At 61.6% G+C, this 15606-nt stretch carries 16 protein-coding genes; 3 read left to right on the top strand and 13 right to left on the bottom strand.

Annotated elements, in window-relative coordinates; genetic code table 11:
* Nucleotides 1-54: 54 nt before the first annotated feature.
* The 10 genes from AB4Z53_RS25850 to AB4Z53_RS25805 form a co-directional block, all read right to left on the bottom strand.
* On the bottom strand, nucleotides 55-1617 hold the full coding sequence (locus tag AB4Z53_RS25850) for an ABC transporter substrate-binding protein (protein WP_113540652.1): 1563 nt from the start codon (nucleotides 1615-1617) through the stop codon (nucleotides 55-57).
* 427 nt (nucleotides 1618-2044) lie between these two features.
* Nucleotides 2045-3076 carry a histone deacetylase family protein gene (locus AB4Z53_RS25845; RefSeq protein WP_441598427.1) on the bottom strand — a complete coding sequence of 344 codons (1032 nt, stop codon included), beginning with the start codon at nucleotides 3074-3076 and terminating at the stop codon, nucleotides 2045-2047.
* Nucleotides 3077-3098: 22 nt separating this feature from the next.
* Entirely contained in the window at nucleotides 3099-3503 is a 405-nt protein-coding gene (locus AB4Z53_RS25840; RefSeq protein ID WP_441598425.1) for a GNAT family N-acetyltransferase, read from the bottom strand.
* A 169-nt stretch (nucleotides 3504-3672) separates the two neighbouring features.
* Nucleotides 3673-4617, bottom strand: a complete 945-nt coding sequence (locus AB4Z53_RS25835; RefSeq protein ID WP_113540649.1) for a 3-keto-5-aminohexanoate cleavage protein — start codon at nucleotides 4615-4617, stop codon at nucleotides 3673-3675.
* A gap of 10 nt (nucleotides 4618-4627) precedes the next feature.
* Nucleotides 4628-5995, bottom strand: coding sequence for an aminotransferase family protein (locus AB4Z53_RS25830; RefSeq protein WP_441598422.1), 1368 nt, complete (start codon nucleotides 5993-5995; stop codon nucleotides 4628-4630).
* 12 nt (nucleotides 5996-6007) lie between these two features.
* Complete coding sequence (locus AB4Z53_RS25825) at nucleotides 6008-7645, bottom strand: N,N-dimethylformamidase beta subunit family domain-containing protein (RefSeq protein WP_441598421.1); 1638 nt, start codon at nucleotides 7643-7645, stop codon at nucleotides 6008-6010.
* A 7-nt stretch (nucleotides 7646-7652) separates the two neighbouring features.
* The gene (locus AB4Z53_RS25820) at nucleotides 7653-8417 is read right to left on the bottom strand and encodes an amino acid ABC transporter ATP-binding protein (RefSeq protein WP_441598419.1); all 765 of its coding nucleotides are present in this window, start codon (nucleotides 8415-8417) and stop codon (nucleotides 7653-7655) included.
* The gene (locus AB4Z53_RS25815; protein WP_223728943.1) at nucleotides 8414-9073 is read right to left on the bottom strand and encodes an amino acid ABC transporter permease; all 660 of its coding nucleotides are present in this window, start codon (nucleotides 9071-9073) and stop codon (nucleotides 8414-8416) included. Before AB4Z53_RS25815 ends, AB4Z53_RS25820 begins: the two co-directional genes overlap by 4 nt.
* 14 nt (nucleotides 9074-9087) lie before the next feature.
* Complete coding sequence (locus AB4Z53_RS25810) at nucleotides 9088-9735, bottom strand: amino acid ABC transporter permease (RefSeq protein ID WP_441598417.1); 648 nt, start codon at nucleotides 9733-9735, stop codon at nucleotides 9088-9090.
* Between the two features lie 75 nt (nucleotides 9736-9810).
* Entirely contained in the window at nucleotides 9811-10593 is a 783-nt protein-coding gene (locus AB4Z53_RS25805; protein WP_113540643.1) for an ABC transporter substrate-binding protein, read from the bottom strand.
* A 142-nt stretch (nucleotides 10594-10735) separates the two neighbouring features.
* Between AB4Z53_RS25805 and AB4Z53_RS25800 the strand changes: the two genes are divergently transcribed.
* On the top strand, nucleotides 10736-11695 hold the full coding sequence (locus tag AB4Z53_RS25800) for a LysR family transcriptional regulator (protein ID WP_113540642.1): 960 nt from the start codon (nucleotides 10736-10738) through the stop codon (nucleotides 11693-11695).
* Here the strand turns inward: AB4Z53_RS25800 and AB4Z53_RS25795 are convergent.
* Nucleotides 11683-12132: an acyl-CoA thioesterase gene (locus AB4Z53_RS25795; RefSeq protein WP_113540679.1), complete on the bottom strand. Its 450-nt coding sequence runs from the start codon at nucleotides 12130-12132 to the stop codon at nucleotides 11683-11685. The genes AB4Z53_RS25800 and AB4Z53_RS25795 overlap by 13 nt on opposite strands.
* 224 nt (nucleotides 12133-12356) lie before the next feature.
* Here AB4Z53_RS25795 and AB4Z53_RS25790 point away from each other — a divergent pair, with 224 nt between their 5' ends.
* Nucleotides 12357-12926: a nucleoside 2-deoxyribosyltransferase gene (locus tag AB4Z53_RS25790; protein WP_113540641.1), complete on the top strand. Its 570-nt coding sequence runs from the start codon at nucleotides 12357-12359 to the stop codon at nucleotides 12924-12926.
* 43 nt (nucleotides 12927-12969) lie between these two features.
* Here the strand turns inward: AB4Z53_RS25790 and AB4Z53_RS25785 are convergent, their stop codons facing one another.
* Entirely contained in the window at nucleotides 12970-13677 is a 708-nt protein-coding gene (locus AB4Z53_RS25785) for a pentapeptide repeat-containing protein (RefSeq protein WP_441598464.1), read from the bottom strand.
* Nucleotides 13678-13913: 236 nt separating this feature from the next.
* The gene (locus AB4Z53_RS25780; protein WP_441598414.1) at nucleotides 13914-14843 is read right to left on the bottom strand and encodes a LysR family transcriptional regulator; all 930 of its coding nucleotides are present in this window, start codon (nucleotides 14841-14843) and stop codon (nucleotides 13914-13916) included.
* 66 nt (nucleotides 14844-14909) lie between these two features.
* On the opposite strand from AB4Z53_RS25780, the gene AB4Z53_RS25775 reads away from it, so the two are divergent.
* Entirely contained in the window at nucleotides 14910-15530 is a 621-nt protein-coding gene (locus AB4Z53_RS25775) for a LysE family translocator (RefSeq protein WP_441598412.1), read from the top strand.
* Nucleotides 15531-15606 lie beyond the last annotated feature (76 nt).

Genomic DNA, 15606 nt, shown 5'->3' with positions numbered 1-15606 from the left:
TTTCTCGCAGAATGAGGAGCCCCGGCGAAGCACACTCCGCCGGGGCAAGGAAACTCAATCGCCGATACGGGTCAGCCAGTGGCGCGGCTTGTTGTCGGCGCGGATGGTCACGTCGGTCACGTTCTTGGACATTGCCCAGGCCATCGGCTGCTGGTGCAGCGGGATCATGATGACCTCGTCCTTGGCGAACTTCAGCGCTTCGGTTTCGATCGCCAGACGCTTGTCGTGGTCCATCTCGACCGCGGCCTTCTTCACCATCGCGTCCAGTTCCGGATAGGACCAGCCGCCATAGTTGGCGACGCCCGCCGCACCTTCGCGGGTCGAAAGCACCTGAACCAGGATCGAATAGGCATCGAGCGTCGGCTCGTTGGCCCAGCCGATCATGTAGGCGTCGGACTTGCCGCTTGCGCGCTTCGGCGCCTGGACGGCACGCGGGCCGATGTCGAGGGTCGGCTTGAGGCCGACGCGCGACAGCATCGAGACCAGCGCGCTGCAGACGTCCTCTTCGTTGACGCTTTCGTCGTTCATGCAGACGAGCGTGAACTCCTTGCCGACGGCGCCTGCTTCTTCGAGCAGCTTCTTGGAGAGTTCCGGGTCGTAGCTCGTCGGCACGTCGAGCTCGGCGCTGTAGCCCGGGATTTCCGGTGCGACCATGGTGCCGGCGACATGGGACTTGCCGCGCATCACGCGCTTGAAGATGAGCTGGCGGTCGATCGCGTGATCGATTGCCTGGCGCACCTTGATGTTGTTGAAGATGTTCTCACGACCGTCGGCGAAGGTCTCGTGACGGTTGAAGACCATATGGACCGTGCGCAGGTCGGTGCGCTCGATGACCTTGATCTCCGGCGAGCTCTTCAGGCGTTCCAGGTCCTGTACCGGGGCGCCGTCCGTGAGATCGATTTCGCCCGAAAGCAGCGCCGCAACGCGGGTTGCTGCCGAGGTGATCGGCATGAATTCGATACGGTCGAGATTGTGCTTCGGCGTATCCCACCAGCCGTCGTTCTTGATCAGCACGGTCTTGCTGTCGGGAACGCGGGATTCAACCTTGAACGGGCCGGTACCGTTGGTGTTGTAGGTGGCAAAGCCTTCGACCTTGGCGCCGACGTCGGTCGGCAGCTCGGACTTGTTGTCGACCAGCCAGTCCTTGTCGAACATGAAGATGTTGGTCATGTCATTGAGGAAGAGCGGGTTCGGCGAATTCACTTCGATATCGACGGTGTAGTCGTCGACCTTGGTGGTCGAGACATAGGCCGGAATATTGCCGCGCAGCGGCGACGTCGGGTGGCTGACGCGGGCCATGGAGGCGACGACGTCGTCAGCGTTGAAATCGGCGCCGTTGTGGAACTTCACGCCCTTGCGCAGATGGAAGCGCCAGACCTTCTCGGAAACCATCTCCCAGCTGGTGGCGAGCGCGGGCTCGACCTTGAACTCGGGCGTGTAGCGGGTCAGGCCCTCATAGACGTGGTTGAGGAAGGCCAGGTTCGAGGTGCTGCCGTAGGAATAGGGGTCGAGCGAGAAGATATCCCGCGGGCTTCCCCAGCGCAGCGTTTCCGCAGATGCGGAGGATGCGAGCATGGCAAATGCCAACCCCGCGAGGAGATGCTTTCTCAGTTTCATGTCGTTCCCTCTGTTTTCTCGTCAGTCGCCACAGAACGGCGCCCTCGCCCACCCCGTGAGCAAGCCGCCCTAGATTTGAAGCTGTTGGCGACAATGTCAACTATTTTGTCGACAATTTTGTATGCATAAATGTTTAATGTGGAATACAGCCCAAAAATACGGGGCATTTTCCGGACGCCCAGAGCCAAGAATGGCAGGTACAAAGACAATCAATGCGCGAATCTCGTCCAAACAATATCCCAAACCAAATCACCCGACGGTGTATCGAGACACCGTCGGGTGATTGGGAATTTCCCGAAAAGACAAGTGGTTAGGGCTATCTGCCCACGCGGAACACCTAATTGCGCCTGCCCATCAGTCGCCTGAAAAAGTTGCGAGCGCGGCTACACGTCCGCGCCTTTGTCAAACGGTGGCCGGATTCTAACGGTTACCGAGCGGCAGCGGCACCGAAACCCGAGAGGAATGCCGTCAGATTGTCCGAGAGCGCGTCACAGAGGTAGCCACCTTCCTGCACGATTGCTGTCGGGATGCCGAGGCCGGAGATCGCCTCGCCGATCCGGGCAAAACCGGGCGTCGATACGGAAAGACCGCCGAAGGGATCACCTTCGAAGGCATCGAGGCCGAGAGCGACGACGAGTGCGTCCGGCGCATAGGCACGAATGCGACGGAAGGCAACGTCGAGAGCGGCCAGGAATTCGCCGTCGCCCGATTTACGTTCGAGCGGGAGGTTGAAGTTGTAGCCGAGACCTGCCCCTTCGCCGCGCTCGTCCGCATGCCCCCAGAAGAACGGGTAGAACCGCACCGGATCGGCGTGGATCGAGACCGTCAGTACATCGGCCCGCTGATAGAAGATGCCTTGCGTGCCATTGCCGTGGTGCAGGTCGACATCGAGGATGACCACGCGGGCCGCGTTCGAAAGGAAACGTTGTGCCGCGACGGCCGAATTGTTGACGAAGCAGAAGCCGCCGGCAACGTCGGCAAAGGCGTGATGGCCCGGTGGGCGGCAAAGCGCATAGGCCGCCCGCTCTCCCGCCATCACGGCATCGGCAGCGTCAACCGCGCTCCAGGCGCTCCAGCGCACGCTGTCCCAGGTTTCCCCGGAGATCGGGCATGCGGTATCAGCCATGTGATAACCGGCCTGCCCGACGGCTGACGCCGGATAACGACCATCGCGCGCTAGCGGATGGATATTCGGAATAACCTCCTCAGAGGCATCGGGGATACGCTGCCAGCGGGCATAGATATTTTCGAGGAATTCGAGGTATTCGGGCGTATGCACCGCGGCGATCGGGGCGAGCCCGTGATCGCGTGGCCGCAGGATCTCGCAGCCCGCAGCGCGCGCGCCGTTCAAAAGCCGCTCGACGCGCTCGGGTTGCTCCGGGTTCGGCTGCGGCGCACCGCTCGAAAGAAAAGCCTTCGGATTATGTCGCTTCTGTTCCAGTGCGTAGAAGGCTTTCATGCTCTCTCCAGCTCCTTCGTCTTCAAATTTTCGGGCCGCCTGCGAGGGCCGCGAAGGCTTCATCATAGGCGGCATGGGCGCGGTCCTTCGCCTGCCAGGTAATGCCGATCCGCTCGTAAAGCCGTTGCGCCGGCAGGTTATCCACGTCCACCTCCAGCCGGAGGTAGTCTCCGCCCCGCGCGCTCGACCATGCGGCAACTTCGCGAAGCAGGGCTTCGCCGACCCCGAGACCCCGGAAACGACCCTCAACATAGAGGTCCTGTACGAAGACGCCCGGACGCCCGCGCCAGGTGGAAAAGATCGGGAAGAACAGGCAAAGACCAGCAAGGTCTCCACCCGCCTCGGCGATCAGGCTGTGGAAGGCGGCATTCGGACCGAAACCGAAACGGCTGAAGTCATCAACCGTGCAGGTGACCTTGTCCGCCATATCAAGACCGCGCCCCATGGCCAGGATCGCACTATGTATGCTGCCTGCATCCTCCGGTTCGCCTGCGCGAATTCGAATATCGGATGTTAAACTCTGCTTCGTCGTCACAGTTTTCCCTTTCACTGCCGGCAGGCGAAGGCTTAAGTCCAAGCATGCTATGCCGCCGGTCTCAGAATGCCACCTGATCTGCGCCCTTCAGGCCGAGAAGCGCGCGTGCTTCCTTAGGGGTTGCAACTTCCAGTGACAAKGCGTCGAGAACGGTGCGGATGCGCTGAACCTGCTCGGCATTGCTGGTCGCAAGCGTGCCTCGACCGTTATAGAGACTGTCTTCGAGCCCGACGCGCACATTGCCGCCCATGGCGGCAGCCATGGTGATCATCGGCATCTGATGACGGCCGGCCGCAAGCACCGAGAACGAGTAGTCGTCGCCGAAGAGCTTGTCGGCGATGCGCTTCATATGCGTCAGGTTCTCAGGGTCGGCACCGATGCCGCCGAGAATGCCGAAGACGAACTGGATGAAGAGATGGCCGGAGACCAGGCCCCGATCGCGGAAATGCGCCAGCGAATAGAGGTGGCCGACGTCATAGCACTCGAACTCGAAGCGCGTGCCACAGCCCCGGCCGAGCCGCGTCAGGATGAACTCCATATCGGCGAAGGTGTTCTTGAAGATCGAGCTGCGCGTCGCTTCAAGGAGCTGCGGCTCCCACTCGTGCTTCCATTCGGCCGGCTTGTCGAGTGCGGGAAACAGGGCGAAATTCATCGAACCCATGTTCAGCGAGCACATTTCCGGTTCGGCGCGCATTGCGGCGGCGAGCCGATCTTCCAGCGCCATCAGCGACGATCCGCCGGTGGAGATGTTCACGACGGCATCGGTCGATTGTTTGATGCGCGGCAGGAACTGCATGAACAATGCCGGATCCGCCGATGGCCGACCGTCCTCGGGGTTCCGTGCGTGCAGATGCAGGATGGACGCGCCGGCCTCGGCAGCTGCGATCGCTTCGGAGGCGATCTGGTCGGGCGTTACAGGCAGGTAGGGCGACATGGTCGGCGTATGCACCGATCCCGTCACCGCGCAGGTGATGATCACTTTGCGCGATGTTCTGGCTTTCGTCATGGTCAAGCCCTCAGCGGTTGACGGGGAGATTGAGTTCTTCGGCGAGGACTTCGAGCACGTCGCCAAGGATGGCAACGATCTCGCCGATCTGTTCGCGCGTGATGATCATCGGCGGGCAGACGAGGAAGTGATCGCCCTCGACGCCGCCGCGCGTGCGCCTGGAATAGATGATCAGGCCGCGCTCATAGGCGAGATCGACCATGCGCTGATGCGCGTTCAACTCCTTCGGCAACGGCTTCATGGTTTCGCGGTCGGAAACGAACTCGGCCGCGAGCAGCAGCCCCTTGCCGCGCACGTCGCCAATGAAGGGGAAGCGGTTGGAAAGCGCCACCAATTCCGCCTTCAAGGCCTCACCCATGGTAGCGGCATTGTCGATCAGACCGAGGCGATCGATCTCGTCGAGAACGGCAAGACCGGCGGCGCAAGCGAGCGGATTGCCGGCATAGGTGAACCCATGCTGGAAACCGCCTGCGTCAAGCACCGGCTGCACGATCCGTGACGGTGCCGCCATGGCGCCGAGTGGGCAATAGCCGGAGGCAAAACCCTTCGACAAAGCGATCAGGTCCGGGCGGCAGTTCCAGTGATCGCCGCCGAGGAACTTTCCGGTCCGGCCGGCGCCGCTCATCACCTCGTCATGGATCAAGAGGATGCCGTACTTGTCGCAGATTTCGCGAATGCGCGGATAGTAGCTGTCTGGCGCCACCAGCGCCCCGGTGGAGGCGCCACCGATCGGCTCCATGATGAAGGCCAGCACGCTCTCCGGGCCTTCCGCCTGGATCTTCTCCTCCAGCAGGTCGGCATATTTGATGCCGCGCTGCTCCATCGTCAGGTTATCCCGGTCAAGATAGGCGGTTGGCGCTGCAACCTTTGGCATCTCGCGCATCATCGGCGAGAAGGGTTCGGAAAGCGCTGCATAGCCTGTCACGGCCAAGGCGCCCAGCGTACCGCCGTGATAGGACGGAAAGCGGGAGATCACTTTCCATCGATCCTTCTGGCCCGTGGCGACGGCCCATTGCCGCGCGAGCTTCAGGCAGGATTCAACCGCTTCCGAGCCGCCGGACACAAAGAAGATCTTGTCCATGCCCTCGGGCAATTTTTCTGCCGCACGGCGCGCCAAGTCTTCGGCAGGCTCGTTCTCGAAATGCAGCCGATAGGCGAATGTCACGCGGTCCATCTGGCGCTTCATCGCATCAAGCACATTGCGGTTGCCGTGGCCGATATTGACCACCATAGCGCCGCTGGAGCCGTCGATCACCCGGCGTCCGTCCTGGTCGAAGAGATAGATGCCTTCGGCCCGGTCGACCAGCGGACGGCGCAGGCGCGATTGGTAGAAGAGATGCGAGGCGGGGCGTTCGTTGGAAGCTGTCGTCTTGAGCATGGCAAATCTCTGTCAGCGAGTGAGATAGTGATTGAGGACATTGGCGGTGACGCGCTCGACCATCGCGTCGCCGCGCTTGAGAGCCGCCACCCATTCGCAACTGCCGGCGTGGAACACCTCGCCTTTGCCGCGCGGAAAATTGACGATCATGCCGCAGCCGCGCTTGACGCGCTCGACGGCAGCCTCGCCATGATCGCCGATCAGGGTTTCAGCGACAAATTTGGCGTCGGCATCCGAAAGGAACTGATCGTCGGCGGGTATGTCGGCGCTTTCCTCCTTCAGCGAGGACATGCCGAGCGCAAGGATTTCAAGCCCGTCAGGCGCGCCGCTGTCTTCGGTCGGCTCGGGCAGTCCGCCGCGTATAATGTAGTCGAGGCCATCGACCTCATAGCCGAAGGCGTGGCCTTCGGCGCCGAGAATGTCGCCGTAGTAGATGCCGGTTCCGGCGAAAGCCCAATGCTCGGGTCGGTAGACCGGGAATCCGCGCGCACCGCGCGGGGCGCAGCCACCCCAACCGACATAAAGGCCGCGCGTGGCATTGAGCCCGAACGTCGCAGATCCTGGCCGGCCGATCTCGGCCGCCTCCCAGGAGCCGCTGGTGCGCGTCGGATCATCCGAGCGAAAGGCCGGGTCTTCTGCACGTGAACGATACTTATAACAGACTTGGCGTTTGCCACCGTCTTCGAGGCGCGTCTGCCACATGAAGTTGCCGGCAAAGCGCGCTGCGTGGCCGCCGCGCTCGACGTAACCGTCGACCGCATCGCGCATTTCCCAGGTCCAGTATTCGTCGTGGCCGACAAAGACGACACAGTCATAGCCGTCGAGGATTTCCGGGTTGAAATGCAGCTCATGCTGGCTGGCGAGATCGACGGCATAGCCCTTCCTTTCCGCCCAGCGGAAGAAGTGGCTGTCGTAGCTTGCCCAGCCGGAAGAGGCATATTTCTTCGAATAACCATTGGCATAGGCCCATTCCATATGCGGGTAGCGCGGTGCGACAGCCATCGGCGCATAGATCTCGAGCGGCACGCGCGGCGCATCTGCCGGCAGCATCACGAAGCCGCGGCAGAAGGGCCGCTCGATGCTGACCGTCGTCGCGTACTGATCGCGGTTGGGACCGGTGATGCCCTGGTAGTGGTTGGAGCCTCCCCAGGTGTTGTATGAAGTCCAGGAACCGGTGGCGGCGACCTGCAGCACGCGGCCGGGCTTGCGGCCGGCGAGCGGCCGCACGATGAAGAGATGGTGGCACTCGATCGACTTGCCATCCCTGCCCTCGGCTCTCAGCGTGATACGGTAGGCGCCGGACGGCCAGTTTTCGTCGATCTTGAATTCTAAGCCCGTCTCCCAGCCGCAGCCGAGCACTGAACATTGGTCCGGCGCTTCCTGCCAGCGGGCGGAAAGACCGTCACGCTTCAGGACGGTTTGCTCTGTGGCTCCGTCGCGCACGACTTCGATCGAGAATTGAGGCGCAGTGGAGCTGACCTGCAGCCGCACGGTAGCACCGGGCGGATAGGCATAGGCGTCTGTGTAGCACCAGATCTCGCCGCGCGCGCCGTCCATGCCGGGATATTCGTAGTAGTGACCGAGCACCGCCTCACGGCGCTGTTCCGGCGTCAGTCCGAAATCAGGGTATTGATCCTGATGTCCCATCATTTCCCCCTCACGCAGCCAGATATTTCTTGAGGAACGCGCGCGTGCGCTCCTGGGTCGGCTGGCGGAAGATCTCGCTCGGCGCCCCTTGCTCGACGACGACGCCACCATCCATGAACAGGACACGGTCGGCGACCTCGCCGGCAAAGCGCATCTCGTGCGTGACGATCAGCATCGTCATATGCTCGGCCGCGAGCTGCTTCATGACCGCGTTCACTTCGTCGACCAGCTCCGGGTCGAGCGCTGAGGTCGCCTCGTCGAAGAGCATCACCTTCGGCTGCATCGCAAGCGCGCGAGCAATCGCGACGCGCTGCTTCTGTCCGCCGGAAAGGCGGGAAGGAAAGGCATCGACCTTGTCGGCGAGGCCGACCTTCGACAAGAGCTCGATCGCAAGCTCGCGTGCCGCAGTCTTCGCCATTCCCTTCAGGACGATCGGCCCCATGGTGATGTTTTGCAGGACCGTCAGGTGCGGGAACAGATTGAAGTGCTGGAACACCATGCCCATCTGCTGGCGCACCACATTGATGTGCCTTTCGAAAGCCTGGCCCTTCAGGTGCTGGTTGACTTGGACGCCGTCAAGCCAGACTTCGCCGCCATTGAGCGTCTCGAGGTGGTTGATTGACCTTAGAAGCGTGCTCTTGCCGGAGCCGCTCGGGCCGATAATCGCGACGATCTGGCCGCGCGCGACCGAGAGATCGATGCCTTTGAGCACCTCCAGAGCGCCGTAGTTCTTGCGGGCACCCTTTACCTCGACCATGGGTTTCTGTGCGATCATCGGGAAACCTCCGCGTTCTTTTCGACCTGGCGCAGACCCGCTTCGAGGACGAGATTGAGAATGTAATAGAGTGCCGCGACCGTGATGTAGAATTCGAACGGTCGGAATGTCTCGCTGATCGCAAGCTGGGCCGCATGGACCAGTTCGGCGATGCCGATGATCGAGACCAGCGAGGATTCCTTCAGAAGCACGATCAGGTTGTTGCCCATGGCTGGAATGGTGTTGCGGATCGCCTGCGGCACGATGAAGTACCGCAAGGTCTGCATCCGACCGAAGCCAAGGCTGCGGGCACCCTCCGTTTGCCCGACATCGACGGCGACGATACCGGCACGAAGGATGTCGGCATTGTAGACGGCAAAGTGCAGGCCGAGACCGATGATGCCGGCGATCAGCGCCGGGATCTTGAAGCCCAATTGTCCGAGCCCGTAATAGATCAGGAAAAGCTGTAGAAGCAGCGGCGTGCCCATGAACAGCCACATGAATGCCCGTACCGGCAAGGCCACCGTCTTCGGCGCATAGAGAACGACGAGAGCGAAAACGATGCCGAAGATGAAGCTGATCGCGGCGGCGGATATGGTGAGGACGACCGTCCACCAGACGCCCATCCAGATGATATCGGCATAGGGCGGAACGACGCTGAAATCGAGACCTTGCATTTGACCGTCCCCCCTCAGGCTATGGCGTAGCGTCGGTCAAGCAGATCGACGATCCGCGCGACGACATAGACGATGAGCATGTAGAGCACGGCGGCAACGCCGAAGATCTCGAATGGCTTGTAGGTCGAGCCGATATAGCGTTGCGCCGTGTAGGTGAGTTCGACCACGGAGATCGTCGAGACGAGTGCGGAGCCTTTGACGAGAGCAACAGCGTTGACGCCAAGCGGCCGGATCATCAGCCTTGCCGCCTGCGGCAGCACCACCTTGCGCATGGTCTGCAACCGGCTGAAGCCAATCGAGCGCGCCGCCTCCGTCTGGCCACGATCAACCGAAAGCACGGCTCCGCGAATGGACTCCGCCATATAGGCGCCGATGTTGAGCCCCAGCCCTATGACGCCGGCGGCAAACGGTTCGAGATTGATACCGACCTGCGGGCCGCCGAAATAGAGCACGAAAAGCTGGATCAGACACGGTGTGCCACGAAACAGGCTGACATAGGCCGTGCCGAAGGCCCGCAGCAGGAATGAGCGCGACATCTTGGCGGCGGCTATCAGGAACGCGACCACCAAGCCAAGCGCGAGCGCAAGTGCCGATATCTCGATCGTGATCCATGCCGCTTCCACGAAAAACGGGAAGACGCGCTGCACCAGCGAAACGTCCATTGGGAAACTCCGGAAGGCAAACTCGTGACTTCCGGCCGCGGCTTTCGCGGCGGCCGGAGTGCGGGAGGCGTCAGGTCAGCGGATGTCGCTGCCGACCCATTCCATGGCAATCTTCTCGTAGGAGCCGTCTGCCAGCATGTCCTCGAGCGCCTTCTGCATCGCCGCTTTCAGTTCCGGGTTGTTCTTGCGGATCGCGATGCCGATCGCAACGCTGCCACCTTCGATGTCGGGGGTTTCCAGGCGACGGACCTTCTCGCCGGTTTCCTTGACGGCAACCATGACCGGGATGTTGTCGACGACGATCGCATCGACCCGGCCGCTCTTCAGTTCCATCAGCAGTTCCGGCAGACCCTTGTAGGTGCGCACGTCCCAGCCGCCCTGCTCGCGCGCCCATTTTTCGTGGGTTTCGCCGAGCGTCACGCCGAGGGTCTTGCCCTTGAGTTCGTCGAGTTTCTGAACGGTCGACTCCTCACTGACGAAGACGGCGCGACCGGCATGGTAGTAGGGGCCGACGAAATCGACGACCTTCTCGCGCTCCGGCGTAATCGTCATCGAGCCGACGATGGTGTCGTACTTGTTGGCGAGCAGCCCGGCGATAATGCCGTCCCACGCAGTCGTCACCAACGTGCCCTTGACGCCGACCCGCTCGGCAATCGCCTGGCCGATCGAGGCGTCGAAGCCGACGACCTGGTTTTCTTCATTGACGAAGTTGAACGGCGGATACTGGCCCGACATCGCGATCTTCAGTTCGCCGGCCGCCTTGACGCTCTCGAGGTCGTCGGCCTTGGCCGAGACGGCGGAAAAAGTCGCAGCAATGGTCAGCGTCGCGGCCAGCAGGCCGGAGAATAGGCTCTTCATGAAATGTTCCTTGCTCCTCTGGAATGAACGCGCCTTCTTGTGCGCTTGGGATCGGCATCGAGGCGTCTTCCGAATTTCATGATTGCTTCTGCGTCAGCATTGCGCAAATAGATAATGGGAATAGAAGGCATAGATTTCAGGAATGGCTTCACCTCGATTGGAACGGCTCGTCTGGGAGCTCGACTGGAACCTTCTGCGTACCTTTGTGGTGATCGCCGAAGTCAAGAGCATCACGCGCGCAGCCGAACGGCTGAACCTCAAACAACCAAGCGTCAGCAACGCTCTGCGCCGACTGGAAGATCGCGTCGGCCGCCGGCTGGTCGAGCGTGATGCGACGCGTTTCGATCTCACCGAGGTTGGGCAGTTGCTCTACGAGCAAAGCGTCGAGGTGTTCGGCACGATCTCGCAATTGCCGCTGCTCGTGCGCGGCGTTAGCGACGATGTCACGGGCCACGTCACGATCGCGGTGGCGAGCCATGTGGTCTCGCCGATTTTCGACCGGGCGCTGATGGAGTTTCATCGCAGCTACCCGCGTGCGACCTTGACCATCAACGTTGCACCGAGCGGCGAGGTGACACGGCAACTCCGGGAGAAACGGGCCTCCTTCGGCCTGTGTCTCGTCAGCGTGCGTGATCCCGCGCTCGACTACCTGATGATGTATAGGGAATTCTTCGGCTTCTTCTGTGGCCCGCACCACCGACTGTTCGGAAAGGAAGGGTTGAAGCTTGGCGACCTCAAGGGAGAAACCTCGGTGTCCTTCCACACCGACCACATTGCCGATGCGCTCCGGCCCGTCGCTCTGCTGCGCAGCGAGGCCAAGCTCAACGCCAACGTCGTCGGCGTTTCGTCAAGTCTGGAAGAGGTGCGCCGGATGACGCTTGCAGGTCTCGGCGTCGGCTCGCTGCCGCTGCACGTTGCCCGCCGTGATGTGGCCGATGGTCTCCTCTGGCGCCTGCCGCCCTACGACAATCCGCCCGCCATCGACATCTTCATGCTGACAAACCCTGAGAAGGCGCTGAACCGCGCCGAGAAGGCGCTGATCGCCGGCTTGCAGAGCCTGATTAATGAGACACCGGCCGAAGAGCGGGTCTACGCCGACTGATCGCGAGACAGCGCCCGCTCATCTGACAATAGCGTCTCGGCCCGCGTCCGCGCGTCCGGCTCCAGCGCGATTGCGGCGCGCGCCTGAAGGTCGAACCGCACCGTCGTCGTCCTGTTGACCGCATGTACGACACCATCGAACGTTCCGGACATCACCTGCTCGAAGGTCACCGACGAGCGCCCGAGCTTGATGACGCGCGAACGAATGGTAAGGAGCGTTCCCGCCTTGGTCTCGTGCTTGTACTCGACCTCGGCGCGCACATCCGCCCAGCCCCTGTCCGGGTCTGATCCGGCTTCGATCCCGGCGATATGGCCGAGAAGCTGGAAACTCGCATCATCGAACATCGCCGCGTAGTGGCGCACGTTCATATGCCCCATCGTGTCGCACATCCACGGGTGGGCGACACCGACGTAGGTTGTCAAAGGCTGGGTGGACATGGGGCGCGCCTCATTAGAATTGTGACCGTACGCGAGACATAGCGGATGCTTGACGCCTCTGTCCATCGCGGCCGAGAGCGGCATGCTTTCAACGTTCGCGTCCATTCCGTTTTGACAAAAGGCGAGAAAATTCCGTGGGTAAGCGCGCTTGCTTCCAACGATGGCTAGGCGCGGCGCGGTTGCCCTCTTAGATTGGCCGCTTGCAATGTGAGGAGGAATGAAGCGTGAAAGTCTATCTCGCTGGCCCGGAAGTTTTTCTGTCCAATTCGGTCGAGATCCAGAAGGAGAAGGCGGCGCTGGCGCGCGCGGCCGGCTTCACGCCACTGGTTCCAGGTGATCTCGAGATCCCTCCGGCTCCCACCAAACATGAGCGTGGTCTGGCGATCTACGCCGTCGACGAGGGCATGATGCTTGCCTCCGACATGATCATTGCCAATCTGACGCCGTTTCGCGGTATCAGTGCCGACGTCGGCACGGTGTTCGAACTGGGTTTCATGTGCGGCCACGGCAAGCACGTTTACGCCTATACAAATACTTCACGCAGCTATTACGAGCGGATCCTCAACGATCACTACAATGGCAACGCTGCGCTGCGCCCTGACGGACGCATGGCCGGCCCCGACGGCCTCAGCATCGAAGATTTCGACATGGCCGACAATCTCATGCTGGATGGCGGCATCCTTCGCCGCGAGGGCGCGCTGATCAAACGCGAGGTGCCTGAGGCCGATCGTTTCACTGATCTGGAAGCTTTCAAGGAATGCCTCGCCATCGCTGCGAGGCGGCACCTGACTTAAACATAACAGGCTCCGCTGTCTCTTTTGGAGGCAGCGCCTGTCTCTAGTCGGTGGCGCACGGCCAGCCTGTCGGCGTCTTCAGTTCGGCCGGCAATTTGGTCGAGCCGTCGCCGCAGGTCATGTCGACCTGCTCCTGCTCAAGCCCGGTCGCCTCGGAGAGGTTCACGCCCTCAATCCTGGTCTGAAACATGAAGGCGCCATCGAAGTCGATCGGCCCCGTGAAGCTCGAGTTTGCGAAGCTGGCGCGCGACAGGTTGGCGTGAGAAAAGCGGGTGCCGGTCAATTCCGCCCTGTCAAAATTGGCACGGCCGAGTTCGGCCTTCTCGAAGCTCGTCCCCGTCAACCGGGCTCCACTGAAATTGGCGCGTTGCAGCTCGGAGTTGACGAAGGATGCCTTTTCGGCAGCGATACCCGCGAAATTGCAGCGATAGGCCTCGATCTTCGAAAAGTTCGCCCCATCGGCCAGCGCGCCAGCCACCGATGAGCGCACCAGCGTCGCCTTCTCCAGGTTGGCGCCTGTCAGATTGGCGCCCCGCAGGTCAGTCAAGGTGAAGTCCGTATTGACCAAATTCGCGCCCTGAAGATCGCTGCCGCCAAGCATCAGTGCCTTCTTGTTGCAGTCGGTCCAATCCGCGCCAGGCGACGCCGAATCCTTGCAGCTGGCGGCGTGACCCACAGCCGGTGCTGCCAGGGTGACAAGGCATGCCGTGATTGCTGGCGCGAGCAGGGTTTTCAATGTGCGCCGCTCCATTTTCAGTGCGCTTCGGCGTGGCGTAGCGGACCGGCGCATCGCGCCGCACCCGTGGTCGAGATCGGTTTTGAGGATAGTCATGGCGCCGCTCCGGGACCCGCGGGGTCGAATCGATTGCATTTCAGATGGCATACACAGCCGTCGCGTGATCGGCATCACCGGTTGTGCGTGCTTCGCTGGTAAACGTATGACGTTGCTCCTCTTTATGCAAATAACAGAAATGAAAACGCTTCGGTTCAGATAGCGGCTTCCAACAGCCAGTCACGCAGTTTGGCTTGAGCGCTCTGCTCGACAATGGCTGCTGGCGCGAGCAGATCATAGACCGTTCCGTCCTCGACAAATCCCAAGGGCGCGGCCAGAATGCCGCTCTCGACGTCGTCGCGAACAAGCTGCCAGGGGCCGATCGCGACACCGATTCCGGCGACCGCGGCCTGAAGACTTATGTAGAAATGCTCGAAGCTTTGCGAGCGTCGCCCGAGCGTGCGGCAATCGGCGAGCCCTGCCCAGGTTTCCCAAGCGTCCGGGCGGCTACGCGAATGCAGAAGCGCCGCCTCGGCACGCAGCGTCGACAGGCTCCCTGCATCGGGTCGGTCGAAATAGTCTGCGACCTTATCGATGCGACAGACCGGGCCGGTACGCTCGAGAAACAGCGGGGTTGCATGGACCGTCTCGGCTCGCACGAAGTCGTTTCGCCGAATCGCGAGGTCGATGCCGCGCCCCAGCGTTACCGGGCCGCCGCCGGCAACGAGATGTATGGAAACATCCGGATGCCGCTGTTGAAAGTCCGGAAGCCGCGGGATGAGCCAACGCATCAGAAGCGTCGGCTCGCAGGAGACCACGAGCGCCGGCGCCCTCACCTCTTCCCGAATCTCCCGGACCGCGGTTTCAACGAGCGCGAAGCCTTCGCGCGCAGCAGTGGCGAGCTTGCGGCCGGCATCTGTCAGGAAGACGCGGCGGCTTCGTCTTTCGAACAACGCCACCCCCAACTCGTCCTCGATGACACGGACTGCCCGGCTGATCGCGCCATGAGTCAAGTGCAGGGCGTCCGCAGCGCGGCTGAAGCTCTCCAGCCTCGCCGCCGCCTCGAAGCAGCGGAGCGCTGCCAACGGCGGGAGACGAACGGCGTCGGTCTGTGATCTGTGCTCACCAATTACGTCAGGATTCATCGTTAGTCGCCGACCCGATTGTCGCTTAAGTCTAGCGTAGCATCAACGGTACGAGCGAGAAAAGCAATGACCGAACTGTTAGCAGTAGTCACCATCACGATCTTGGCTGTCATAAGCCCTGGGCCCGATTTCGCGATGGTGACGCGCAACAGCCTTCTCTTGTCCCGGCGGGCCGGCGTCTTGACGGCGCTCGGGATCGGCGCCGGCGTCTGCATCCATGTCGGCTACACCATTCTCGGTGTCGGCCTGATCATCCGGCAATCGATCGTGCTCTTCAGCATTCTGAAGTTTGGCGGTGCCGCCTATCTGGTCTGGCTCGGCCTGAAGATGCTGCGGGCAAAACCCACAGAAGGGCCACAAGATGCTGCTGCGTCCGAACTCTCCGATCTCGGCGCTCTGCGCACCGGGTTCTTGACCAACGCGCTCAACCCGAAGACGACAGTCTTTATCGTCAGCCTTTTCATGCAGGTCGTCGAGCCGACGACACCACTCATTGTTCAAGTCGGCTATGGCGGCTTCATCGCGGCCGCACATGTCGTCTGGTTTGCCCTCGTGGCACTGTTCTTCTCAACCGGTATCGTGCGCGTTCGCCTGTTTCGACTGCGGCACTGGATCGACCGCACTTTCGGAGCCTTGTTGGTGGGATTCGGCGTTCTATTGGCAACGGCGACTTCAGTCAGACAATAGCGGCGCTAAGTCAGGCATCTGCTTGCCGACGATGCAAAAACATGCAATATCCATACAATCATAAACGTCGGATATT

This window comes from Ensifer sp. 2TAB8 (assembly GCF_052115125.1).
Taxonomy (GTDB): domain Bacteria; phylum Pseudomonadota; class Alphaproteobacteria; order Rhizobiales; family Rhizobiaceae; genus Ensifer.
Note: the sequence above shows the minus strand (reverse complement) of the source record. Positions and strands in the feature narration are given on the sequence as shown.

Coding starts and splice junctions, on each gene's coding strand:
- AB4Z53_RS25795 (WP_113540679.1), bottom strand. CDS start 12,132: ATGTCCACCCAGCCTTTGACAACCTACGTCGGTGTCGCCCACCCGTGG.
- AB4Z53_RS25845 (WP_441598427.1), bottom strand. CDS start 3,076: ATGAAAGCCTTCTACGCACTGGAACAGAAGCGACATAATCCGAAGGCT.
- AB4Z53_RS25810 (WP_441598417.1), bottom strand. CDS start 9,735: ATGGACGTTTCGCTGGTGCAGCGCGTCTTCCCGTTTTTCGTGGAAGCG.
- AB4Z53_RS25800 (WP_113540642.1), top strand. CDS start 10,736: ATGGCTTCACCTCGATTGGAACGGCTCGTCTGGGAGCTCGACTGGAAC.
- AB4Z53_RS25850 (WP_113540652.1), bottom strand. CDS start 1,617: ATGAAACTGAGAAAGCATCTCCTCGCGGGGTTGGCATTTGCCATGCTC.
- AB4Z53_RS25825 (WP_441598421.1), bottom strand. CDS start 7,645: ATGATGGGACATCAGGATCAATACCCTGATTTCGGACTGACGCCGGAA.
- AB4Z53_RS25775 (WP_441598412.1), top strand. CDS start 14,910: ATGACCGAACTGTTAGCAGTAGTCACCATCACGATCTTGGCTGTCATA.
- AB4Z53_RS25815 (WP_223728943.1), bottom strand. CDS start 9,073: ATGCAAGGTCTCGATTTCAGCGTCGTTCCGCCCTATGCCGATATCATC.
- AB4Z53_RS25830 (WP_441598422.1), bottom strand. CDS start 5,995: ATGCTCAAGACGACAGCTTCCAACGAACGCCCCGCCTCGCATCTCTTC.
- AB4Z53_RS25780 (WP_441598414.1), bottom strand. CDS start 14,843: ATGAATCCTGACGTAATTGGTGAGCACAGATCACAGACCGACGCCGTT.
- AB4Z53_RS25805 (WP_113540643.1), bottom strand. CDS start 10,593: ATGAAGAGCCTATTCTCCGGCCTGCTGGCCGCGACGCTGACCATTGCT.
- AB4Z53_RS25785 (WP_441598464.1), bottom strand. CDS start 13,677: ATGGAGCGGCGCACATTGAAAACCCTGCTCGCGCCAGCAATCACGGCA.
- AB4Z53_RS25820 (WP_441598419.1), bottom strand. CDS start 8,417: ATGATCGCACAGAAACCCATGGTCGAGGTAAAGGGTGCCCGCAAGAAC.
- AB4Z53_RS25840 (WP_441598425.1), bottom strand. CDS start 3,503: ATGGCGGACAAGGTCACCTGCACGGTTGATGACTTCAGCCGTTTCGGT.